This window comes from Singulisphaera acidiphila DSM 18658, from assembly GCF_000242455.2.
GTDB lineage: Bacteria > Planctomycetota > Planctomycetia > Isosphaerales > Isosphaeraceae > Singulisphaera > Singulisphaera acidiphila.
On sequence record NC_019892.1, the window covers coordinates 6,504,803 to 6,526,188 of the forward strand.

At 62.8% G+C, this 21,386-nt stretch carries 18 protein-coding genes; 7 read left to right on the forward strand and 11 right to left on the reverse strand.

Annotation, left to right across the window (positions count from 1 at the left end; all coding sequences use genetic code 11):
- Nucleotides 1–77: 77 nt before the first annotated feature.
- The 4 genes from SINAC_RS25520 to SINAC_RS25535 form a co-directional block, all read right to left on the reverse strand.
- Nucleotides 78–1,025 (reverse strand): hypothetical protein, encoded by a 948-nt coding sequence (locus tag SINAC_RS25520; protein ID WP_015248454.1) that lies wholly within the window; start codon nucleotides 1,023–1,025, stop codon nucleotides 78–80.
- Nucleotides 1,022–2,704 carry a HEAT repeat domain-containing protein gene (locus tag SINAC_RS25525; protein WP_015248455.1) on the reverse strand — a complete coding sequence of 561 codons (1,683 nt, stop codon included), beginning with the start codon at nucleotides 2,702–2,704 and terminating at the stop codon, nucleotides 1,022–1,024. Before SINAC_RS25525 ends, SINAC_RS25520 begins: the two co-directional genes overlap by 4 nt.
- Nucleotides 2,705–2,928: 224 nt before the next feature.
- Entirely contained in the window at nucleotides 2,929–3,780 is an 852-nt protein-coding gene (locus SINAC_RS25530) for a 3-keto-disaccharide hydrolase (RefSeq protein WP_015248456.1), read from the reverse strand.
- Between the two features lie 60 nt (nucleotides 3,781–3,840).
- On the reverse strand, nucleotides 3,841–4,071 hold the full coding sequence (locus SINAC_RS25535) for a hypothetical protein (protein ID WP_020466779.1): 231 nt from the start codon (nucleotides 4,069–4,071) through the stop codon (nucleotides 3,841–3,843).
- A gap of 292 nt (nucleotides 4,072–4,363) precedes the next feature.
- Between SINAC_RS25535 and SINAC_RS25540 the strand changes: the two genes are divergently transcribed.
- From SINAC_RS25540 to SINAC_RS25550, 3 genes are all read left to right on the forward strand, one after another.
- Nucleotides 4,364–5,242 carry a hypothetical protein gene (locus SINAC_RS25540; protein ID WP_015248458.1) on the forward strand — a complete coding sequence of 293 codons (879 nt, stop codon included), beginning with the start codon at nucleotides 4,364–4,366 and terminating at the stop codon, nucleotides 5,240–5,242.
- A 19-nt stretch (nucleotides 5,243–5,261) separates the two neighbouring features.
- Nucleotides 5,262–6,407 (forward strand): glycine oxidase ThiO, encoded by a 1,146-nt coding sequence (gene thiO / locus SINAC_RS25545; RefSeq protein WP_020466780.1) that lies wholly within the window; start codon nucleotides 5,262–5,264, stop codon nucleotides 6,405–6,407.
- A gap of 126 nt (nucleotides 6,408–6,533) precedes the next feature.
- Entirely contained in the window at nucleotides 6,534–7,457 is a 924-nt protein-coding gene (locus SINAC_RS25550) for a hypothetical protein (RefSeq protein WP_015248460.1), read from the forward strand.
- A gap of 111 nt (nucleotides 7,458–7,568) precedes the next feature.
- Here the strand turns inward: SINAC_RS25550 and SINAC_RS25555 are convergent, their stop codons facing one another.
- Nucleotides 7,569–8,324, reverse strand: a complete 756-nt coding sequence (locus SINAC_RS25555; protein WP_015248461.1) for a DeoR/GlpR family DNA-binding transcription regulator — start codon at nucleotides 8,322–8,324, stop codon at nucleotides 7,569–7,571.
- A gap of 253 nt (nucleotides 8,325–8,577) precedes the next feature.
- Between SINAC_RS25555 and SINAC_RS25560 the strand changes: the two genes are divergently transcribed.
- Together SINAC_RS25560 and SINAC_RS25565 are read left to right on the forward strand one after the other, a co-directional pair.
- Entirely contained in the window at nucleotides 8,578–9,687 is a 1,110-nt protein-coding gene (locus tag SINAC_RS25560) for an MFS transporter (protein WP_237722754.1), read from the forward strand.
- Between the two features lie 37 nt (nucleotides 9,688–9,724).
- Entirely contained in the window at nucleotides 9,725–10,561 is an 837-nt protein-coding gene (locus SINAC_RS25565) for a Cof-type HAD-IIB family hydrolase (RefSeq protein ID WP_015248463.1), read from the forward strand.
- Between the two features lie 22 nt (nucleotides 10,562–10,583).
- On the opposite strand, the gene eutC is transcribed toward SINAC_RS25565, so the two are convergent.
- The 6 genes from eutC to SINAC_RS25595 all read right to left on the reverse strand — a co-directional run bounded on the left by eutC (nucleotide 10,584) and on the right by SINAC_RS25595 (nucleotide 17,283).
- Complete coding sequence (gene eutC, locus SINAC_RS25570) at nucleotides 10,584–11,390, reverse strand: ethanolamine ammonia-lyase subunit EutC (protein ID WP_015248464.1); 807 nt, start codon at nucleotides 11,388–11,390, stop codon at nucleotides 10,584–10,586.
- Complete coding sequence (locus SINAC_RS25575; protein WP_015248465.1) at nucleotides 11,353–12,939, reverse strand: amino acid permease; 1,587 nt, start codon at nucleotides 12,937–12,939, stop codon at nucleotides 11,353–11,355. Before SINAC_RS25575 ends, eutC begins: the two co-directional genes overlap by 38 nt.
- A gap of 1 nt (nucleotide 12,940) precedes the next feature.
- Nucleotides 12,941–14,353, reverse strand: coding sequence for an ethanolamine ammonia-lyase subunit EutB (locus tag SINAC_RS25580; RefSeq protein WP_015248466.1), 1,413 nt, complete (start codon nucleotides 14,351–14,353; stop codon nucleotides 12,941–12,943).
- 530 nt (nucleotides 14,354–14,883) lie between these two features.
- A complete protein-coding gene (locus SINAC_RS25585) occupies nucleotides 14,884–15,762 on the reverse strand; it encodes an IS5 family transposase (RefSeq protein WP_015247066.1) in 879 nt (292 codons plus the stop codon).
- Nucleotides 15,763–15,830: 68 nt separating this feature from the next.
- Nucleotides 15,831–16,880, reverse strand: coding sequence for a DUF1559 domain-containing protein (locus SINAC_RS25590; RefSeq protein WP_015248467.1), 1,050 nt, complete (start codon nucleotides 16,878–16,880; stop codon nucleotides 15,831–15,833).
- 193 nt (nucleotides 16,881–17,073) lie between these two features.
- The gene (locus tag SINAC_RS25595) at nucleotides 17,074–17,283 is read right to left on the reverse strand and encodes a hypothetical protein (RefSeq protein ID WP_015248468.1); all 210 of its coding nucleotides are present in this window, start codon (nucleotides 17,281–17,283) and stop codon (nucleotides 17,074–17,076) included.
- Nucleotides 17,284–17,852: 569 nt separating this feature from the next.
- Between SINAC_RS25595 and SINAC_RS25600 the strand changes: the two genes are divergently transcribed.
- Complete coding sequence (locus tag SINAC_RS25600) at nucleotides 17,853–18,440, forward strand: ECF-type sigma factor (RefSeq protein ID WP_015248469.1); 588 nt, start codon at nucleotides 17,853–17,855, stop codon at nucleotides 18,438–18,440.
- On the forward strand, nucleotides 18,437–21,181 hold the full coding sequence (locus tag SINAC_RS25605; RefSeq protein ID WP_015248470.1) for a protein kinase domain-containing protein: 2,745 nt from the start codon (nucleotides 18,437–18,439) through the stop codon (nucleotides 21,179–21,181). Before SINAC_RS25600 ends, SINAC_RS25605 begins: the two co-directional genes overlap by 4 nt.
- Nucleotides 21,182–21,386 lie beyond the last annotated feature (205 nt).

Genomic DNA, 21,386 nt, shown 5'->3' on the forward strand with positions numbered 1-21,386 from the left:
GGACAGCCCGGAGCTGTCTAGCTCCGCCGGCTCGAGACTTGAATCACAAGGCAGATGCTAATGTCAACGTTCGCTCGTCAGTGAAGGGTTTCCTGAGCCAGGACCGCGAAGCCGTAGCCGTCCCCTTTGGGGACCACACTGAATCGAGTGACCCGGATCTCGGCGGGCTGCTTCCCTCGATAGCGGACCTCGAGTTGGGCCAGGGTGTTCTCCACCTGTTTCGGATAGAACTGGATCACCACGCCCTCACCCACCTCGATGCCCGCCTTCTGAAGCAGGGCCACGTCCGACGCCTTCCGGCCCCGGCCTTGCCAGAGGAAGTAGAGCCGGTCGTCTCCCTGGCCCGACCCGCGGCGCTTGGTTGGCGTTTCGTTGGAGAAGTTGGAAATATAAGTGAGCTGGTTGGGCCCGCTCACGACGGCTAACTCAACCTTGAGGGCGTCGAGCTGGCGAGCGTACTCATCGGGGGTCTGGCCGGGGTTGTAGACGATACTCCAGCGCTGCTCGCGAGGGACCCCGCCGTCGCCTGGCCCCAGGCCGAGCCCTGGGCCGCCGGTGCCGATCTTCGACGCCTTGCGGCCGCTGGCTACCGCCCCTCCGGTTGGCATGACGGCCCCCAGGTCCACTTCCGCGAGGGTCTGTCCGGCGTCGGCCACGGCGTCGAGCATGGCGGCGGGCGTTTCCTGCACGGACGGTTCCTCGAAATCGCCGGCCACTTCCTCATTGTTCGAGGCCTGTGCGGCGACCTCCGCCCCTGCGACGTCGATCTTCTCGGTCGAGCCCGGCGTGCCGTCGGGGCTTCCGCCACCGCCCCCGAAGACGTCGACGATCTCAAGAGGAGCCGTCACCCGGGAGGCGTAGGCCTGATTGGTCGCGTAGACCAGAGCCAACCAGCCGACCACCAGCAAGGCGCCGATGACGATGGCCATCAGGAGCGATGTAACCTGGTCGTAGATCGACTCGCCCCGGACTTGCGGCTCGGGACGCTCCCCCTGCGTCGGTGCTGGCGTGCTCGTCCCGGTCATCGTGGCTCCTTCGATGCCGGTCCTGGCGCGGCGCTGGTGGCGGTTGGATCCGGCTTCTCATCGCTCTGCCCATTGAGCTCGAGCGGGCGGATCGTCTCGTACCAGGCTTTCCAGCGACTCGCAGCCTCCTGGCGCTGGGCCGGAGTGGAAGTCGAGGGGGGGCCAAGTCCGTCGATCTTGCGACTGAGCAGTTGGAGGCCGAGCCGAGCGGTGGCGACCACTTCGTCGTCGGGATCGGTCAAGGCGCCGATCAAAGGGGGAACGGCATCGAGGTCGCCGGTGCGACCCAACGCCCATGCGGCGGCCCGGCGCAGGCCTTGGTCGGGGCTGGCCAGCAGCTTTCGAAACCGCTCCTTGTGGGGGCGGAGGACGGCGGGACCCTCCGTCTCATAACGTGTCACGAGCCCGGAGAGTGCCGACTCGGCGAACTGGGCGCGCGGATCCTCGAGCACGGCTAGCATTCCCTCGACCGCGCCGTTCATGGGCCGGCTGACGACACGTCCCCCCGCGACCGTCATGCTCGACAGGTCCGTGGGTAGCCCTCGGCCTCCAAGCAGGGTCCCCGCGCCCAGTCGCTTGACCTCGATTCGTCGGAGAGTCTTGGCGGTTGACCGGCTCAGGAACAGGATCGCCCAGACCGTGTTCATCGGCTCGCCGTGGGCCGATGACCAGGCGCCGTGGGCTGTCTGGCTTGAGTGGATGAACGCTCGGCCCCGCTCGTACCAGTCGATTCGACCGAGCGTCGACTTGTCGGCGAGGGCGCCAATCCGCTCGATGCCGTAGAGTCCGTAGAAAATCGAGGGCCCGACGATCGGGTTTGGCGACGTGGTGAAGCTGGACGACAGCCAATTCATCCCGCCACCGATCGATTGGTCGATCCGGTTGAAGGGGGTTTTGACCTCGTAACGGGTGTCAGTCCCCTCGGGGGTGAGCGGGATGAGCAGCGAACTTTGCTGTGTCTTTGCCAAGCGGTATTGGGCGAGCTGGCGTTTGCAGATCAGGAGGCTGCCAACGCCCGCAGCCGTCATCGAGATCGTTTCGGGCTGGCCGGCTTCGTCGGAGTGATAGCGCCAAGCGCCGGAAGCCCCTTGCGTGGACATGAACCACTGGGCTGCACGGTCCCAGACGCTCGCGGGAACGCGGGCGCCGCCGTTCTCGGCTTCCCAGAGGCCGAGAACCGCATACTGGGAGATCGACGTATCTCCATTGGTTCGGCTTGGGTAATCCCACGACCCGTTCGCTTTCTGCCGGCCGATGAGGAATTGGGCCACCTGGTTGAGGTCGGACCGTCGCGTTTCCGCGTCGAGGTTGGCCAACGCCATCGCGATCACGGCGGCCTCGTACACCTCATGGCCGTTGGAGCGTTCCGGCGTGTAGATCGAACTTGGGAATCGCTGGCGGAGTTTCGCGAAGCAGGCCGTGACGGCGGGGTCGCTCAACGGGACGTCCCCCTTGAGGAACGCCAGGGCGATCAGGGCTGTCTCTCCCGCCTGCTGGTCGCTGATATGCTGGCGGAGATAGGTGAGGCCTCGGTCGATCGCCGGATCGTCCGAGGCGCGAACGTTCGAACCGCCGACGGTCATGAGGGCCGTGGCGAGAATGCAGATCGAGATGGGAACCATCCGCGACATTGGAGTGACTTCCCCTTCCACCGCTTTGGCAAGGGCGAACAACACCATTGTATCCCTCATGCGTGTCCGAGGGAAATCTCTGCTCAAAAGCGAGAAGGGGCCTGTGAAGACTGACGGCGATCTCAAGGGGAAGATATGGTGAGGGAGCCCTTACGACCGGCCCTGAAACCGGGGGTCGAAGTCGGCCCCCAGCTCCCCGGACGTGGGTGAATCTACAGTAAACTTCTCGAAATTGGGGAAGATCAGATCCGAGAACGGCCCGGACAGCCGTCTCACTTCACGATCGGTCGAACCTCGATCTTGCGGAAGAAGAGCTCGGCCCCTTCGGACTGGAAGAGGATCTTGCCTTTGGTCAGGCTCGACTTGGTTCCGACGTTGACGACATAGCCGTTGACGATGTTGGTGATGGTGTCGCCGTCGCAGATCACTTCCAGCCGGTTCCATTCGCCGGCCGGCTTTTCGACGTCTCGCTTGCCACGGAAGCCCAGCACGTCTTTCCATTCCGGGTCGCGACCCCACCAATTGTAGCGCTGGTCGACGGTGACCGGAGTTCCGCCCTTCTCGTAGTAGAGTTGTTTATCGGTGGGGCCAACCCGCGTCTCGCAGGTCAGGCTGGGGCGCACCGCCTTGCCGTCGATCGTCGCGGGGACCATGATGAAGTCGCCGCATCCCCCTTCGATGATCTGACACTCCTGGGACATCATCCAGTTGCCCCCCGCGGCGCCATCGGGTCCGACGCAGTGGACCAGGATGCCCGAGTCGCGTGATTTGGTTTCGCGAGGGGCCCAGGTCTTGTCACCCCATCGCCACTCGGTGATCAGATGGTAGTTGCTGTATTCATCGCGCGTGGTGAACCCGCCGAATTCCTGACCGGAGACACGAATTGCGCCGTCCTTGACCGTGAAGACCTGATTCGGGTCTTCCAGTTTGTTGTCCCTGGTGTAGGTATAGAACCCCGTGAGGTCCTTCCCGTTGAACTGGAAGATCGGCTCGCCCGTCTTAACGTGCGGGACGTCCTTGGCGAACGAGGGAACTTCGCTCGGCGAGTCGGCGACTCCCGAGAGGGGCAACAGCGCGGTCAGGCTCAGGGCCAGGAAGGTCTTCGGGACACGCAACGGCGTCATCGTGCAACCTCGGCAAGTGAATCGAAGAAAAAACTAAGGTGGGGCAGGTCGGGGATTCCATCAAGAGCGTTGGCGGTGGATGTCTGCCCCTTGCTCACGGCAGATCGTCTCCACGCGGGCCATCGTCTTCTCATCGGGGCAAGCGACCGAGAGCACCATTCCCTGGCCGGTCTCGATTTGTTCGGGAGGGGTGACGCCGAGCCGGTCGTTGGGAATGCCGATCGTGGTCAGGATCTGGATGACCAAGTTACCTTGCGCAGAGTTGCGGAAGAACGCGACAACTCGCGGCATCGGCCTAGCCTGCTCACTGACTTTACCCGGCCGGATCTGCGGGATTTCCATGGGAGTTGCAAGCCTCAAGGGGCGGACAAACGGCCGTCGCCAACCTCCTCGGGCGGTACGCGGCCGGAACCGGAGTTAGGAGAGTTTGACCTCCCGGGAGCTGGGATGCAAGTCACGACCCCTCTCTCTTCCCTGGACGAGAAAGAGGGGCAAGCTTCCCCTGCCATCGTGGCCTTGGAACCCCCTGACTTGTTAAGATCGAGTTTTTATCCTGTCAAAGGTGGAGAGCGTTCGCACAACCATGGCATTATTCACCGGGATCGCTCTAGCACTGGCCCTCGTCACCGGCGGCCCTCCTCTGGAACGAGTGGGACGGCTCAACTATCCGGCGATCCGCGAAGCTTCGGGAATCGTCGCGAGCCGCCGCCATCCCGGAATTTTCTGGGTCCACAACGACTCCGGCAATCTTTCCTTACTGTTCGCGGTCAAACGCGACGGGTCGTTGGTGCGCGAGTACTTGCTCCAAGTGCCGAACGTCGATTGGGAAGACATCGCCATCGATGACGATGGCCATCTCTATCTGGGTGAGATCGGCAATAACAAAGGCCGTTTACCTCTGCGGTCGATTTATCAGATCAATGAGCCTGATCCGACGCAGCCTTTCAAGGGAACCCTTGCCGTCGAGGTCTCCTCATTCTACAGCTTCCCGCCTGAGGGGCGGTTCGATGCCGAAGGACTCTTCCTCGATGCTGGCCGCGCTGTCGTCGTGGCCAAGACCTTCGACCGCAGTGAGGCGGAACTCTTCGCGATTCCGCTGAGTCCCCCCGCACCGCTGTTGCGGCCCGCAGCACCTGAATCCTTGGGCCGGCTCCCCCGGTTTCTTGAGCCGGCCACCGGCGCGGATCTCTCGCGAGACGGCCGCCTCCTGGCGGTCTGCGCGGTCGATGTCGCCCGCGTTTACCAGCGCGATCGGTCACGATCTGGACCGTGGACGCTCGTCGGCACCGTCCGGTTCCCGGCGGATCACGTTGAGGGGATTGCCTGGGACGGTCTCGACCTGATCCTCGCCAGTGAGAACCGCACCCTTTACCGGATCTCCGAGGCTCGCTGGCGAGGATCAGCTCGGGACCAGGATGAGAGCACTCCTCTCCCTCGCTCAATTGAACGCGACAAAAAATAATCGTTGCCTTGATAGGGGAATGAGTCGATTGCAACACGATGTCGTCATCGTCGGGGGAGGGGTCATCGGCCTTTCGGTGGCTTACGCCCTGTCGAGAGAAGGGATTCGCGCAACGCTTCTCGATCGGCGTGAGTTTGGCCGTGAGGCTTCCTGGGCAGGGGCCGGCATGCTCCCCCCTTGTTCCGAACGGCCGCCCGCACAGCCGTTCGAGCTCCTTCGTTCCTGGAGTGCCCGGCTCTACCCGAAGTGGTCGGATGCGCTTCGTGAGGAGACAGGGATCGATAATGGATTCCGCCGAACCGGCGGCGTCGATGTCGCGTGGACCGAGGATGAAGAGAACGCGCTCCGGACCTCGGCCGGGCGCTGGCGGAGCGATGGGATCGTCTTCGAGCGGCTCGCTCCTGGCGACTATGTCCGCGTCGAACCCGCGTTGAACCCGAGCTTGCGGGTCGTTTACTACCTGCCCGACCGTTCGCAGATCCGCAACCCGTGGCACCTCGAAGCGCTCAAGACGGCCATCGAGGCACGCGGTGTCCGGCTTCGTCCCGGCGAGGCCGTGGTCGGATTCGAGACTGCGGGAGGACGTGTCACGGCCGTTCGGACGGAGCATGGGCGAATCCCTTGCGGGCAGGTCATCGTCACGGCCGGCGCGTGGTCGGCGGGGCTGCTCGAAATGCTCGGGATTCAGGTCCCCACTCCGCCGGTCAAGGGGCAGATCGTCCTGCTCCGCTGTCAGGGAATGGTCCTCCGCCGCATAGTCGAGCACGGCAGGATGTACCTGGTCCCGCGCGACGACGGCCGGGTCCTGATTGGGGCGACCGAGGAGGATGCAGGGTTCGACACCCGCCCGACAACGCAGGGGGTTCGCGACCTGCTCGATGAGGCAATTCGTCTCGTTCCGGCCTTGGCCGACGCGGAAGTGGAGCGAGCCTGGGCGGGACTGAGGCCCGGGAGCATCGACAGCCGGCCGTATCTTGGGACCGTTCCCGACTTTCCGAACCTGCTCGTGGCAACCGGCCATAAACGCTCAGGATTGCAGCTCTCACCCGCGACGGCCGAGGCGATCACCGACCTTGTCCTGGATCGTCCGGCTCGGATCGACCTGAGTCTGTTCCGGATCGATCGTGAGCCTGCACCCGCCTCGGACGATGTCTTCCGCTCCTGAGCAGCGGCGTTGCGGAACCTGGTTCAGGTGGGTAGCCTGATCGACGATTGCTCCGTCCACGCCAGATGGACGTCGAGCTGGGACAGTCGATTGCTCCTACGTTGATGATTGAGGGGGGATTTCACGATGCCGCGGCCTCTGATTCTGTGGGGATGGATGCTGCTGGTCGGTTTGACGCTTGGTCTGGAAGCGGGCGTCGAGGCGAAGGAAAAGGGCGAGACGGTTCATCCGTCCGATTCGTCTCGAGCGATTGCCCGGCAGATTCTTGACGATGCTCTGCCGCAAGCGGATCGTGAGGCACTCATTGCCAAGCATCCCGAGGCGTCGGCGGAACTAGTCGCCGCGTTGGTCGAAGACCTGACTCCAGGAACGGACGAGGAGTATCGCCGGATTCCCTGGATCTGGCGGGTCGCGATCGCGGGAGGCCGGCGCAACGACGCCAAAGAACTTGCGCAGCTCCTCGATGCATCACTTCCCGCGCCTTCGGCCCGCCTCGACGACTGGCGAGCGGTCGTCATCGGTGGCGGCCTGATTAATGGGGTTAGCCTCGAGGGCATATGGCCGGCCGCGCGGTTCCAGGAAGTCCTCGACGGTCGCCCGGATCTCAAGCCCCGGTGGCACGAGGCGATCGAACTCGCTTCGGTGATGGCCGACGACGAGAAGATCAAGACCGGCACCCGCTACGATGCGTTGAGGATGCTCGGCGTCGAGCCGTGGGACCGCTGTGGTGCCCAACTCTTCCGCTACTTGGTCAAAGGCGTTGATCCCGAACTCCAGCAGGGGGGCGTCAGTGGCTTGGCCGATGTGCCGACCCCGTGCGCCGGGCCTGCCTTGCTGTCGGGGATGAACCACTACACTCCCCACGTTCAGAATTTCGCCCTCGACGCCTTGCTCCGCGACGAAGACCGGATTTCCGCCCTCCTCGATGCGGTGGCTGAAGGCCGGCTCGACAAGAGCAAGCTGGGAGCGAAGCGAATTGCGACGCTGGTGAACCACCCGCAAGAAGACCTGAAACGGCGCGCGGTCGAACTTCTCGGTGCCGAGAAGTAAGCCCTGATTTCGATGTGATTACTTTTGAGGCGAACGGGGAGCGGATCGCTCCCTGTTTTTTTGAATGACGTGACCTCGCGTGGGTGGGCCTTACTGGCGAACGAAACGTCTTCAGGCCAAGACCACTTCGATCCCCAATTCGCGGAGCTGCTGGAGGACCTCCGGTGACGCGTCACGGTCCGTCACGAGATGGGTAAGGCGGCCTGCGGGGGCGATCAGGTAGGAAGAGACCGTGCCGAGCTTTTCACCGGTGGCGAGCACGATGACACGTGAGGCATACGCCACCATCGCTCGTTTCACCTCGGCCTCTTCGGCGTCGAAGGTCGTGATCCCGGCTTCGGGATGGACCGCGGCTGCGCCGAGGATGCAGACGTCCGGGCGGATCAGACGATAGGCATCGACCGTCGCCACACCGTTGCTGGCTCGAGCCGACTTGAAGATGCGGCCGCCAATGATAATGCCCTCGGCCACCGGGTGCTCGGCTAACGCCGTGGCTGCCGGGAGACTGTGGGTGACCACCTTGATGGCGAAATCCGCAGGCAGATTCTCGATCACCGCGAGCGGTGTCGTACCGGCATCGAGGACAACCAACTCGCCAGGGTGTAAGAGCCCGACGGCGGCGGCGCCGATCCTCCGCTTGGCCTCGGTCGATTCCTTCTGCCGAGAGGAATACTCCACCGAGATGGACGACCGGGGCAATGCGCCCCCATGGACACGCTGAAGCAAACCCGCCTTATCCAACTCGCGCAGATCGCGGCGGATCGTGTCCTCCGAGACGCCGAACCTCCGGCTCAGTCCCGAAGCCAGCACCTTGCCTTCAAGCTTGAGTACCTCGAGCAAAGCCCTTTGTCGCTCGGCTGTTAGCATAAACCCTCCCCTCTTTGATTCAGTTTATCAGATCCTGCACAAACCCGCGTCAATCCGCATGAAGATTGCGGGTAGTTGCACGGTTAGCCTTGATTCGGCTGATATCGCGTCGATAATGGGAGAAGAGTCGGCATGTGCGTGCAGTTTCAAGCATGAGGCCCCGTGTTTTTCCATGGACTCAACGTCTCTGATCCAAATCGGTTCGGAACCCCGGATCATTCCCCTCAGGTGGTCGCGCCTTGCGATTTTTACCATGTTCGCGGTGGATGGGATTGGGTTCGGGACATGGGCGGCCTTCTTGCCGACGTTCAAGGCGAATCTGGCGCTGAGTGATGGGGGGTTGAGTATCCCCCTGTTTGCGATGGTCACCGGCAGTCTGCTGACGATGCCGGTGGCGGGCCGAATTCTCACCAGTCGTGGCAGTCGAGGCGTGGTACTTGTCTCAGCGATCGGCTTTAGCTGCCTGCTCCCCTTGCTTGCGCTCGCGGCCATGGCTCCTGGAGGGTTTCTCTTCTTCACGCTTGCGGCGCTGCTGTTTGGCGGCTCCAAGGGGGCGTTAGACGTTTCCGCCAATGCTCAGGCCGTTACGGCCGAGCGTGCCGGGGAGCGTCCCCTCGTTTCGTCTTGCCATGGATTCTGGAGTCTCGGGCTGCTTTGTGGTTCGTCCTTGGTAGCCGCCGCCCTGAAGTTCCAGGTTCCGCCGCCGCTTGCGATGTTGGTTGCGGGACTTGCTCTGCTGGGGTTGAGTCTGATCGCCACGGGGTGTCTGCGTAAGGACGATCAGGTCAATTCAGCGCATGAGAATCAGGCGACGCTCTGGCCGCGCGGGCGGCTCATGTCGCTCGCAATCCTGGCCTTCTTCGCGCTCTTTTGCGAGGGGGCGATGGGTGATTGGGGAGCGATTTACCTTGAGGGAGAGGTCGGCGTGTCGGCCGCTTCGGCCGCGTTTGGTTACTCCGTCTACGCGATGGCGATGACAGTGGGACGATTCGCCGGAGACGGGCTGGTCGCAAGGCTCGGATCGTTCACCTTGTTGCGAACGAGCGCACTCTTCGTAGCGGCGGGACTCGGGGGCGCGTTGATCCTCCGGTCGCACACGGCCGCGCTCGCCGGTTTCGTGTTCGCTGGGTTGGGCCTTGCCAACATGGTCCCGATCCTTTTCCGCGCAGCGGGGCGGGAAGACCGCGCCGGTGGTGCGATCGCCTCGGTCGCGACCGTAGGCTCGTTCGGCTTTTTAATCGGCCCGCCGATCATCGGAGCACTCAGCAGGGGGGTGGGATTATCCCATGCCCTCATCGTTGTGGTTGGGTTTGGGGTGATGATCGCTACGTGTGCTCGGCTTGCCGTCGAGCGAACGCGTTAAGTTCGTAGAAATACAAACAACGAAAGATGGACAATTGATGCGAAATTCCAAATTTCCCTACTCTCTTGCTGCGATTGACATCGACGACACGCTCGTTGGGCCCGACAAGAAAATTAGTTGGGAAAACCGCCGAGCGGTCGAACAGTTGCAAGCCCTCGGTTGCCGCGTCGTCTTGGCTTCAGGACGTCGACATGCGAATATGCTGTCGTTCTGCGGAGAGTTGGGCTTGGACGATTTCGTGGTCTCCGCTCAGGGGGCCCGGGTGGAACACTTGCGGACAGGAGAAGTGATCTACCACGCCACGTTGACGTCGGCCGACCAGGTGTCGTTGGTGGCCGAAGGGCACCGTCGGGGCTTCACCGTGATGCTCTGGCTTCGGGAAGAGGTTTTCGCCGAAGCACAAACCTTTTGGGTCGAGAACTACAGCAAACACTCCGGCGACGACCTCATCACGATCGCCGACCTCTTGCCACTCACCGCGCGTCCCGCAGAGAAGATCATCTGGGCGGCAGAGCCCGATCGGATCGCATCGACTTCCACCGAGATGGGGGCACGCTATGCCGGGCAGTTGTCGGTGACGATCACCGAGGACTGGTATCTCGAGTTCACGGCCCCCAACGCAAATAAGGATGACGGCGTGGCGGCCTTGGCCCGTCATCTCGAGATCCCTCGTTCCGCTGTGCTGGCCTTCGGCGACGGCCACAACGACGTTTCGCTTCTGTCATGGGCAGGGATGGGCGTGGCGATGCCTCATGGGCGTGACGCCGCACGATTGGCGGCTCGAATCGTGGCCAGCGAAGGTAATCCGGAATCGGCCCTGGCCCGTGCTGTGGACCAGTTGGTCGGTGAATACCAGAGCGGGTGGGTGGCGTGAACGGGGGGCATCCGTCCCCCGGTTAGGGATCCGGATCCGTCGGAGGCCGATGCTCTACGCTCGCCACCGTTGACGACGAGCCGAGCAGGACGCCGCTCGTCTCTTGCCGCAGCATTGTCGTGGCGAGTTCGAAGATCTGTCGGGCGGCCTCCTCGGGGGGGAGGCCGTGGGCGTGAATGTTAGAGATGAGGTTGCGGTTCGCGTCAGTATGCCCGGCGCGAGGTCGATAGGCCATGTAGGCGGAAAGGCTATTCGATGTCGACAGGCCGGGCCGCTCGCCGACCAAGAGCAGAACGATGGCCGGATCGAGTCGCTCGCCGATGTCGTTGAGCACGCCGACACGGCAGTAGCGGATCACGAATGGCCGCCCGAATGACCAGCCCCGCTCCTTCGCTCCGGACTCCAGGAGCGGCAGCAGAGCAGGGACCTGGGCGGCAACGGCGGCAGCGGAGAGGCCGTCGCCGATCGCGACTTGCAGGGTCGCCCCGCGCGGGCAGCCTGCGGCCAGGCTCGTGAGGGCCATGGCCTCGAGTTGCCTCCCCAGATCGGGACGCATCAGGAATTCCCGCTTTGAGAGGGCCTGGGTGCCGACCTCGAAGAGGCCGAAACGCTCGATGAGCTCGGGGCCGAGGTCGCGAACCAGATCCAGTTCGCCACGGACGGCGTCAAGGGCGGCGGCATGGTCCTGCCGGAGGTCGAGCAGAGCCGTCGTCAAGTAGCTCGATCCTGCGCGGCCGACCAGGATCCGCGCCGGGGTGCGGGCGCGGATCGCATCGAACCGCAAGGATGGGTTATCTTCGCCCCGGGCTGCCGGCGGATCGGCGGCCATGTCGTTCTCCTTCGGGCTCGACGGCCGAGAAAGGGGAATCCTCGGTTGTGACCAGAGTGCCGGCTGCGTCAATTCGAGGTGGTCCTGGGAACCGCCGGCGCTCGGATCCCAACCAGGCTAAGGCGAGGACCACCGCAGACGAGCCGACGACCCAGACGGACCGATCGTTGGGCGGTTGCATACCAATGAGGATCAGCAAAAGGCATCCAACCACGCTCAGCGCGGCCAGTGGCCGATACCAGCCGCCGATGTTCCAGGGGCCCATCGTCGTCCAGGACCGGCCGAACGCGACGAGGCCGAGGGCTGTGGGGATGACGTAGGAGAGATAGAGAAAGATCACGCAGACTGCCGTGATCGTCGAATAGATGGGGGTCCAGACTGTGAACAAAACGGAGGCAATCGAGACGGTCCAGATTGCGACGGCCGGTGTCTGGTGGGTGGGGCTGACGCGGCGGATCGCCGTGGAGTAGGGCAGGCCGCCGTCCCTGGCGAACGCGAAGGCCATGCGCGAAGCCGAGGTCACCGTGGCTAGGCCGCAGAGGTACTGGGCCATTACGATCCCGACCGTCAAGAACAATGCGATCGGGCCGGGAAGCACCCGATCGACGATTGAGAGGAACGCTCCTTCCCCTTGCGCGGCGGCTTCGCCGAGGTCGGGAGCGGCCAGGACGACCGCACTCAACAACACCCATCCGGCTAGCCCGGAGATCACGACGGAGCGGACGATGCCCCGAGGCACGGCAGCCGCGGCCGCCTTGGTCTCCTCGGAGGCGTGGGCGGGAGCATCGAAGCCGGTGACCGTGTACGACGGCAGCAGCAGGCCCAAGGCGAACAGGAGCATGAGGCTCTCGGATGCCGGCCAGACGTTGCCCCCTGCCGGCCCGCTGTAGTTGGTGAACGTGATCAGCCGGGTCGGATCCAGGCTGGGAGCGAACGTGAGCAAGGCGATCGCGAGTGCGGTCGAGACGGCCACGATCAGAAAGCCGCTGAAGTCGGTCAGACGGGTCGTCGCCCGGATCCCCATGTGGTTAATCACCGCATGTGAAGCTGTGATCAAGGCAACACCGAGGGCCTGGGCTGCCGGTTCCAGCCACCAGGCCGACAACCCGAGCCGTGGTCCGAGTGCGCCGACGGCGAAGCGGTAGGAGCCGACGTTGATCGCCGCGAGCACGGTGACGAGGCCCGCCAGGTTGAACCAGGCGGTTGCCCAGCCCCAGCCCCTGCCACCCAGGAGCGAGGCCCAGTGATAGAGGCCCCCGGCTGTCGGGAATGCCGAGGCCAGTTGCGCCATCGTCGCGGCGACGATCAGCGAGAAGAGGCAGGCCAGCGGCCAGCCCAGTCCGATCGAGGCCCCGCCCACGGCGCTCAGACCAAGGTGGAAGGACGTTACTCCGCCCGACAGGATGCAGATGATCGAGAGCGAAAGCGCCAGACTTGAGAACGCGTTCATGCGCCGGGACAGTTCCTGGGCGTATCCCATCGCGTGCAGCGTCCGCACGTCATCGTCCACGTCCCCGTCTCGTTGGCCGTCGCCTTGCGCCATCTGCATCTCAGTGGGTTCCCTCGAGGACGGATTCTAATTTCGGCATAAGATGCCGTAATTCCGAAGCATGGGAGAGGGCAAGTTCGCCGCTGCGGAAGATGCCGAGGCGTTCCAGCCAGGCGAGGAATTCGGGTGCGGGTCTCAGGCCGAACAACCGGCGGACGCCGAGGGCGTCATGAAAGCTGGTCGACTGATAGTTTAGCATCACGTCGTCCGCGCAGGGCACGCCCATGAAGAAGTTGGATCCTGCGGCAGTCAGCAAGAGCAGCAAGTTATCGGCCGAGTTCTGGTCGGCGTCGGTATGATTCGTATAACAGACGTCACAGCCCATCGGTAGGCCGAGGAGTTTCCCCATGAAGTGATCCTCCAAGCCTGCCCGGATGATCTGCCGCTCGTCAAACAGGTATTCAGGGCCGATGAAGCCGACGACGCTGTTGACCAGGAACGGGTCGAGCGTACGGGCCAGGCCATAGGCTCGCGCTTCCAGGGTGAGTTGGTCGACACCGTGATGGGCATCCGACGAGAGGGCGCTCCCTTGCCCGGTTTCGAGGTACATGACCTGATCGCCGGCCCAGGCGACGTCACGCCCACGATGATGCTCGAGCACCCGTTCCCGCCCTTCACGGAGTAGGGCTAGGCTCACGCCGAAGCTGGCGTTGGCCGCCTCGGTGCCGGCGATCGATTGAAAGAGGAGATCCACCGGAGCGCCTCGATCGAGCGCCTGGAGCTGAGTGGTGATGTGGGCCAGACAGCATGCCTGCGTTGGGATCGCATAGGCATCGATCAGCCGAGCGAGCCCGTTGAGGATCGCAGTAGTCGCTTCGACTGACCCGGAGGCGGGGTTGACCCCGATCATTGCGTCGCCACAGCCGTACATGAGGCCGTCGACGGCCGAAAGCAGGATGCCGCCGAGGTCGTCGCTCGGATGGTTGGGCTGGATCCGGATCCCGAGCACGCCGCGCTCGCCCATCGTGTTTCGACAGCGCGTGACGGTGCGGATCTTATGGGCGGCCAGGACCAGGTCCTTGTTGCCCATCAGCTTTGTGGCTGCGGCGGCGATCTCCGGCGTGATTGCCCCTCGGGCGGAATTCAACTCAGCGCTCGTCGTGGCGTCGTCGAGCAGCCAGTCGCGGAATCCGCCGACAGTCATCCCACCGAATGCAGCGAAGGCCGGGCGGTCGAGCGTATCAAGGATCAGGCGGCTGACATCGTCGAGGTCCGGGTCGATCAAGGGGTGGTCGACAATCTCCATGAGGGTCAGGTCGGCCAGCACGCGCTTCGCGGCAACCCGCTCGCGTTCCGACCCTGCTGCAAGCCCTGCGAGTCGATCCCCCGATTTCTCCTCGTTTGCCTTGGCGAACACCGCACGCAGATCGTCAAAGACGAATCGTTCGGTCCGGACAACGGTGGATAGGTTCAAGGCAACCCTCCCCGAGACGCTTCGATGAGGCTCCGCCATCCTTCTGCGGAACAACAGGACCATCGAAAGCCATTCTATCACCGGAGGTCATTTCAGGAAGGCATCGACGACATCGAAAAGCGTGTGCGGCACTTCAGCCGTTTCCCCGGCGAATTGCCAAGTGGAAGACCAGGGCGATGCCGGCTCGATTCAGCCTTGCCCAGAGAGGATCGATGGCAGAAAAATTCAGTTGCGCTGAATTGTTTGAAATTAGTATGTTTTGTTTTTTTATTGTGCTTGTTTAGTGTGGAGGAGAGGGTGAATGTCGTTGTCATACCCGGAGGCAAGTCAACATTCGGTGAGGAGACTCGAAGGTGCGGATCTATGAGTTGCGGGCGACCCCGTGACATCGCATTTGATTCAAAGCTCTTGAGCGAAAAACAGAAGGGGCAGGGGCCCCTTCCGCGAGCGGGATTGCCGTGGCTTTCGGCGGATTGACGGTCTAGGAGAAGGGGAGAGGCTTGGGCCGGCCTTCTCACTTCGGCCTTGGATTAGGCTGTGTTTGGCAAAAGGCGAAACAGGGCTTTCTCCATGATTGCGACCAACCACATGGCGACGTAGTTAACCGCCAATTTCTCGTAGCGGGTGCCTAACCGGCGGTACTCCTTGAACCAGCCCACCACCCGCTCGATGATATTCCGCCGCTTGTATGTGGCCTTGTCGAACTTCTCATCCCGAGGCTGGTCCTTGCGCGTCGGGATCACCGCCTCGACTCGTCGCCTCCGGCACCAGCGCCGGATCCGCCGATAGCTATACCCCTTGTCGCCTGCCAGCCGCCGCGGCCAGCGACGCTGGCCCCGACGGCGACGGAACAGGCGTCGGGCCATCGTCGGCTCGAAAGCCACGCTGTCGTGCCTCTGTCCGGCCGTGACGTGGATACCGACCACGCTCCCATGGCTATCACACACGAGGTGGATCTTGGTGCCGAACCCGCCTCGCGAACGCCCCAACGCATGGTCCGGCGGTTCCTCCATTTGCGTCTCTTGACGCCCTCCAAGCCTGCACCATTGGCTTGCCTTTTTTTTCGCCCCGGCGGCCGCCCGACTGGCCCGGATCACGGAGCCGTCGATGCACCACAAGTCATGGTCGATCTGGCCTCGATCGTCCAGTTCATCCAAGAGCGAGGAGACGATCCGAATCCATGTACCGTCCCGACGCCAGCGGTTGAACCGGTAGTACACAGTCTCCCAGGGTCCGTAGCGCTCGGGGAGATCTCTCCAAGGGGCGCCGGTATGAAGGATCCAAAGGATGCCGTTGAGGATGGGGCGGTGGTCGTTGAACGGATGCCCCAGGTTGCCGTGATGGGTCCGGTGCGGCAAGTGCGGCTCAATCCGAGCCCATTGTTGATCAGTGAGTTCGTAGCGATGCATAGGGGGACCTCCTGCTCGATCACCCTATTTCTACGTTCGACGCCTCCAGACGGTTTGTCAAACAGAGCCTAGTAGGAGTCGGCGGAGATCACCTCGCCGTTCGCCTTGGTGCCGAGGGCCCACCAGGTGGGCCAGGAGACCGAGTTCTTGATGAACTTGACGGAGCCATCGGCCATTGCGGTGTTCACGCCGCCGGAGTGGGCGCTCGTTGCCAGGTTATAGTGAGCATGCTGGGCCTGGGCGCAGCAGCCGATGCGGCAGGCCACCCACTTCGCCCCGTTGGGGGGGATGACCGTGTTGAACATCGAGTAGCCCATGGCGCCGATGCCCCAACTGGAGCCGCGGGCGTTTCGGCCCCATGCCGTCGCCGACCCGGTTTGGAAGTCCGTGTCGCAGCTTGCCATGTCGGTCTTGATCTGGGTTAACATTCCCGTGATGTCAATCTTGCCACTCGCGAGTCCACTGCTCCCAATGGCTGCGTTGCCCTCCCGATTGGGCGAATTGATCGCGTTGCCGACCAGGGATTCGGAATAAGCGATCGTGTTCGAGGTCCCATCCTTGACCTCCGCAATCGAGCTTGAGGTCATGTTGCCGAACATCCCCGTGGTGGTTTTGAGTTCGACGACACAGCAGTTGACCGTGGTTGTGCCCTGGCTCGCACCGTAGCTGTTGTAGTTGACCTTTCCCGCGTTGCCGTCGGAGGGGCAGAGGAAGGACGCGATCCTGGCATTGAACGCGGTGGAATTGATGGTGCCGCCTTCCGTCCCCGGTCGCGGGGCGAAGTTGTAGTTGATGGCGGAATAGATCGCCTGCTGCTCGATGTATGGCAGGAGTGCGGACTGGGCACTCCAGGCATCCCAGGTGACGGGGGTGTAGGTGAATGATTGCGGGGAGCCGCTTGGGTTGTGCGACCCTCCCATGGGGAAGGAGTTGAGTGCCGAGTGGTAGTTATGGAGTGCCAGACCGATCTGTTTCAGGTTGTTGATGCACTGCGACCGGCGAGCGGCCTCGCGGGCGGCTTGCACGGCTGGTAATAGGAGTGCGATGAGCACGGCGATGATTGCGATGACCACCAGAAGCTCGATGAGCGTGAACCCGCGTCTCAGATTGCTTCTCATGCACGGCCTCCCAGTATTTCGATGAGTCTTTGAATCACATGAAAAAGAATGCGGTCCTCACGCAAGGACCGAAAATTAAGGATGAGCGAATAGGTCCGCGTCGGGTATGCGTTTCGGGTTGAGAGCATGAACTGGTCGAGAAGGCAGGAATCAGGGAACCATTCACAATGCGATTGCCCTGAGCATATCCCCTTCATTTCTTTGTCTTCTTGCCTTGGTTCTTCATGAATTCCAACTGAGCATCATCCGCAGCCTTGTTCACAGCCGGATATTCCGCTTGCGAGGCCGCTTCCTTGGTTTCACCACCACCGCAGCCGGGCAGACAGACCGATCCCATGGCAACCAGCATGATCACCAGGGACAGCCCGCTCCAGCGAGCCAGCTTTGAATGCTGTTTCGTCATGAGAGAGAACTCCAATTTTTGCGTGGAAATCTTTGGCACTTCTTGCCGAGCCCGACCGCTTCCGGGGGCTTGAACAACGAGAGGTCGGTCACAGTCCATTGCAGAAGCACCTGTCCTCTCTCAGCGTGTTTGGGAAGGGTTTTCCTCGGCGATCGGCAGCCTGGATTCGCTGGTGAAATTTCAGTGAACTTATGGTCGGGAAGGGTGCTACGTAGAGTCCCCGTCAGGATGGCTGAGGAGTCTCGTCTTTCGCGGAATCAATCGGGCGATTCGCGCTCCGGTTCAGAAAGGGTGGGATGGTGTTTGCCGGAGCCTCGGTTGATGAGGCTGATGTCTTACGAATCAGGCCGAGACACGCAGAGTTGTCGGGCCGGTGGACGAGGCGGCCAGGGAACATTGACCTTTCTCGAACCTCTTAATCGCAAAAAGTCGAGGCTGGAGGACAAAATCCGTGGAATGTGACTACCGCGGCTTGAGGACGGACCCCTCGGGAGTAAAGATTTTGCAGCGAACGAGTCGATGCGGCTAAGATGTTTTTCTGGTTGGTCCGTGTCCTTAGGAGCAGGCCAATGACCGAGGCGTCAACCTTCGATCAACTGATCCGGCGGGTCCGTGCCTGGGACCATGACGCGGCGGCTGAATTGGTCCGTCTTTACGAGCCAGCGATTCGCCGCGCCATCCGATTTCGGTTGGCCGATGCCCATCTTCGCGGTCTGCTCGACTCGATGGACATTTGCCAATCCGTGCTGAAAAGCTTCTTTGTCAGGGCGGCCTCGGGCCAATATGATTTGTCGACTCCCGAACAGTTGCTCGGTCTGCTCAGCGCGATGGCCCGTAAGAAATTGATCTCCGAGACTCGCCGTCTGCGTTCCCAGCGCCGAGGGGGGCTGCACGTCACCTCCGGGGGGCACGACCAGCAGGTGTTTGTCGACCCGGGCGCGAGCCCAATCGCCGAGGCCTCCGCGCGTGATCTGCTCCAGCAAGTCCGGCATCGGCTCTCTCCCGATGAACGTCTGCTGCTCGACTTTCGCAACCAGGGGCATGACTGGGCCACAATCGCGTCGCAACTCCCGGGCGATGCGGGGGCCTTGCGGAAGAAGCTGACCCGGGCGCTCGATCGCGTGGCCGGAGAACTCGGTCTGGATGACGAGCCATGACCGATCCCTCGGATTCGGGCCTGCTGAACTCCGGTTTGACCGGGGAAACCTCCTCTTCCCTGGGGTCCCTGATGGACCTCCTGCTGATCCACCAGCGTCAGTGGTGGGCGAGCGGCGAACGTGCCCTTGTCGAAACCTATCTGCGGCAGCACCCGGCGCTCCGCGACGATTCCGAGGCGGTCCTTGACCTGATCTACAACGAAATGATCCTCCGTGAGGAGGTCGATGACGCACCTCGGCTTGCCGAGTATCTGGAGCGATTCCCCGAACTCGGCCCCCAACTCACACTCCAGTTCGAACTCGAGGAAGCGCTCCGACCATCCCCCTTCTTGAAGGACGGCGACGGAATCTCACCCATGTTGAGCTCGCCCGTTTCCGCACCGAGAGGACGGCAGGCCGTCGCCGTCGCGGACTACGAGATTCTCGGGATCCTGGGGCGGGGTGGCATGGGAATCGTCTACAAGGCACGCCAGACCCGGCTGAATCGGATCGTCGCCTTGAAGATGATCCTGGCCGGCGATCATGCGTCGCCCGAAGCGTCCGCCCGCTTCCTGGCCGAGGCGGAGGCCGTCGCCCGGCTGCAACACCCGAACATCGTCCGGGTCTTCGCCTGTGGCGACCACGATGGCCTTCCCTACTTCGCGATGGAATATGTTGCCGGGGGAAGCTTGGCCGACCAACTCGACGGTACCCCCCGGCCGGCTCGTGCCTCGGCCGAGCTCGTCGCGACGCTGGCTCAAGCCATGGGTGAAGCTCACAGCCTCGGGATCGTTCACCGCGACTTGAAGCCGGCCAACATTCTGATGACCGAAGACGGAATTCCCAAGATCGCTGACTTCGGGCTCGCCAAAACCCTTCAGGTCCTCTCGAGCCTCACCGGCACCCATGCGATCATTGGTTCACCCAGCTACATGGCGCCGGAACAGGCGGGAGGACCGCCCGGCGCTATCGGCCCGACAACTGACGTTTACGCGTTGGGTGCGATCCTCTACGAGCTACTGACCGGGCGACCACCGTTCACGGCCGAGTCCCCCCTCGAGACGCTCGATCAGATTCGTGAGCGCGAGCCGGTCCCACCGTCCCGCCTCGTCAAGAAGATCCCTCGCGATTTAGAGACGATTTGCCTGACCTGCCTCCGCAAGGAGCGGTCAAGACGCTATGCCGACACCGACGCTTTGGTGGACGACCTGGGCCGTTTCTTGTCCGACAAGCCGATCCTCGCCCGCCGGGTCAAGTGGGTCGAGCACGCCTGGCGCTGGTGCCGCAGAGAGCCGGTGCTGGCGGGGCTGGGGGGAGGGCTTCTCCTGGCGCTGGTGCTCGGCATCGGGGGGATCATGACCCAGTGGCAGAGGGCCGAACGGCATTTGAAGGAGGCTCGACTCCAGCGTCAACGGGCCGAGATGAACTTCCAGCGCCAGTGGGAAGCGAACAAGGCGCTACGGGTGGCCAACGAACGGGAGGGGGCCGCGCGACACCGCGCTCAAGATCGGTTTGACGCAGCGATGAAGGTGCTCCATGTCTTCGACCTTGCGATGAACAACGCAGCAGTCCTGCGTGATCCGCTCATGGAGGGTACACGCGGACAACTGCTACAGGCGTCCCTGGCGTTGTGTCGGGAACTCCAGGGGACCCTCGAAGAGAATGCCTCGGGCAGCTCCCGCACCCGGCTTTCGGATGCTTACACGCGAGTGGGTTACCTTTCCTCGAGCCTGGGGCTGTTCAACGAGGCCCTCACGGCCCGCAAACGGTCGCAGGCACTGGTCGAGCAAATCGTCGCCGAGACGCCGTCGGACGTCGCGAGTCGGTCTACATTGGCTATTATCTATGTTGATATCGGTATTTTGCTGAACGTGTGCTATCGTCCGGCCGAGGCGCTCGGGTCGTTTGAGCAGGCGAGGCGAGTCCAGGAGGCGCTGATCCGAGAGCGGCCGAACGACCTCCGGGAACGCGAACGGTTGTCGTGGACCCTGGGCAACATCGGCGCTTCCCACCTGAGCCTCGGACGACCGGCCGAGGCGGCCAGGATGCACGAGAAGGTCCTTGAAATCCGCGAGGCACTCCTTGCGAAAAACCTCGGCAGCCTTCGATATCAAAGCAACCTCGCCTGGTGTCTCCTCGATCTCGGTCTAGCGCGCGAAGCTTCCGGGGAGATTTCCGAGTCGCTACGGTTGCTCCAACGCGCCACCGCGATCCAAGCCGAGGTGCAGCGCCGCGATCCCGCGCTCGTCGAGTACCGGAAGCGTCTTGCCAAATGCCTTGATGCTGTCGGCCGGCTTTTGCTTCGCTTGGGCAGGGCCGGCGATGCAGCCGGGCCCTTGGAAAGGTCTGCTTCCCTAATCGAATCCCTGGTTCAGGATCACCCCGCTCTCTACCGAGATGACCTGGTTCGGAGTTACATCAAGATCGCCATGCAGCGTGCGTCGGTCGACCAACCGGGAGAGATGCGGGCCTCTTTTCAGAGGGCCGAAGCGATCCTGGGCCGGCTCCCGCTCGCTCGCCCTGGAACGCTCTATGATCTGGCTTGTGGCTATAGCTATTGCGCGAACTTCGCGCCGAACTCGGAACGATCTGCGCGGGCTGAACTCGCCCTGGAGAAGCTTCGGCAGGCCGTCGCGGCCGGATATCGCGACGTGGAGACGATGCGACGTGACCCCGACCTCGATCCGATCCGCTCTTATGCCGGCTTCCACTTGTTGCTGATGGATCTCTCGTTTCCAGACGATCCGTTCCTGCCGGGATGAATCAGCCGACCCGAGGGTGATCCGCTTGATTTGCCGCAGTTTCCGATCGCTGGGCCTTGTCCCAGGGGATTCCAGTAGGGACGACAGTCCCTTCCCTTTCCAAGGGGGGGATCGAGGGATGAGCACTTGGTGTCATCCTTATCAAAAGGTACACCGAGTTGTTTTACGGAGCGAACCGCGTTCACGCATTCGAGGCGCAAAAGAG

Coding starts and splice junctions, on each gene's coding strand:
- SINAC_RS25520 (WP_015248454.1), bottom strand. CDS start 1,025: ATGACCGGGACGAGCACGCCAGCACCGACGCAGGGGGAGCGTCCCGAG.
- SINAC_RS25525 (WP_015248455.1), bottom strand. CDS start 2,704: ATGGTGTTGTTCGCCCTTGCCAAAGCGGTGGAAGGGGAAGTCACTCCA.
- SINAC_RS25530 (WP_015248456.1), bottom strand. CDS start 3,780: ATGACGCCGTTGCGTGTCCCGAAGACCTTCCTGGCCCTGAGCCTGACC.
- SINAC_RS25535 (WP_020466779.1), bottom strand. CDS start 4,071: ATGCCGCGAGTTGTCGCGTTCTTCCGCAACTCTGCGCAAGGTAACTTG.
- SINAC_RS25540 (WP_015248458.1), top strand. CDS start 4,364: ATGGCATTATTCACCGGGATCGCTCTAGCACTGGCCCTCGTCACCGGC.
- thiO (WP_020466780.1), top strand. CDS start 5,262: ATGAGTCGATTGCAACACGATGTCGTCATCGTCGGGGGAGGGGTCATC.
- SINAC_RS25550 (WP_015248460.1), top strand. CDS start 6,534: ATGCCGCGGCCTCTGATTCTGTGGGGATGGATGCTGCTGGTCGGTTTG.
- SINAC_RS25555 (WP_015248461.1), bottom strand. CDS start 8,324: ATGCTAACAGCCGAGCGACAAAGGGCTTTGCTCGAGGTACTCAAGCTT.
- SINAC_RS25560 (WP_237722754.1), top strand. CDS start 8,578: ATGTTCGCGGTGGATGGGATTGGGTTCGGGACATGGGCGGCCTTCTTG.
- SINAC_RS25565 (WP_015248463.1), top strand. CDS start 9,725: ATGCGAAATTCCAAATTTCCCTACTCTCTTGCTGCGATTGACATCGAC.
- eutC (WP_015248464.1), bottom strand. CDS start 11,390: ATGGCCGCCGATCCGCCGGCAGCCCGGGGCGAAGATAACCCATCCTTG.
- SINAC_RS25575 (WP_015248465.1), bottom strand. CDS start 12,939: ATGCAGATGGCGCAAGGCGACGGCCAACGAGACGGGGACGTGGACGAT.
- SINAC_RS25585 (WP_015247066.1), bottom strand. CDS start 15,762: ATGCATCGCTACGAACTCACTGATCAACAATGGGCTCGGATTGAGCCG.
- SINAC_RS25590 (WP_015248467.1), bottom strand. CDS start 16,880: ATGAGAAGCAATCTGAGACGCGGGTTCACGCTCATCGAGCTTCTGGTG.
- SINAC_RS25595 (WP_015248468.1), bottom strand. CDS start 17,283: ATGACGAAACAGCATTCAAAGCTGGCTCGCTGGAGCGGGCTGTCCCTG.
- SINAC_RS25600 (WP_015248469.1), top strand. CDS start 17,853: ATGACCGAGGCGTCAACCTTCGATCAACTGATCCGGCGGGTCCGTGCC.
- SINAC_RS25605 (WP_015248470.1), top strand. CDS start 18,437: ATGACCGATCCCTCGGATTCGGGCCTGCTGAACTCCGGTTTGACCGGG.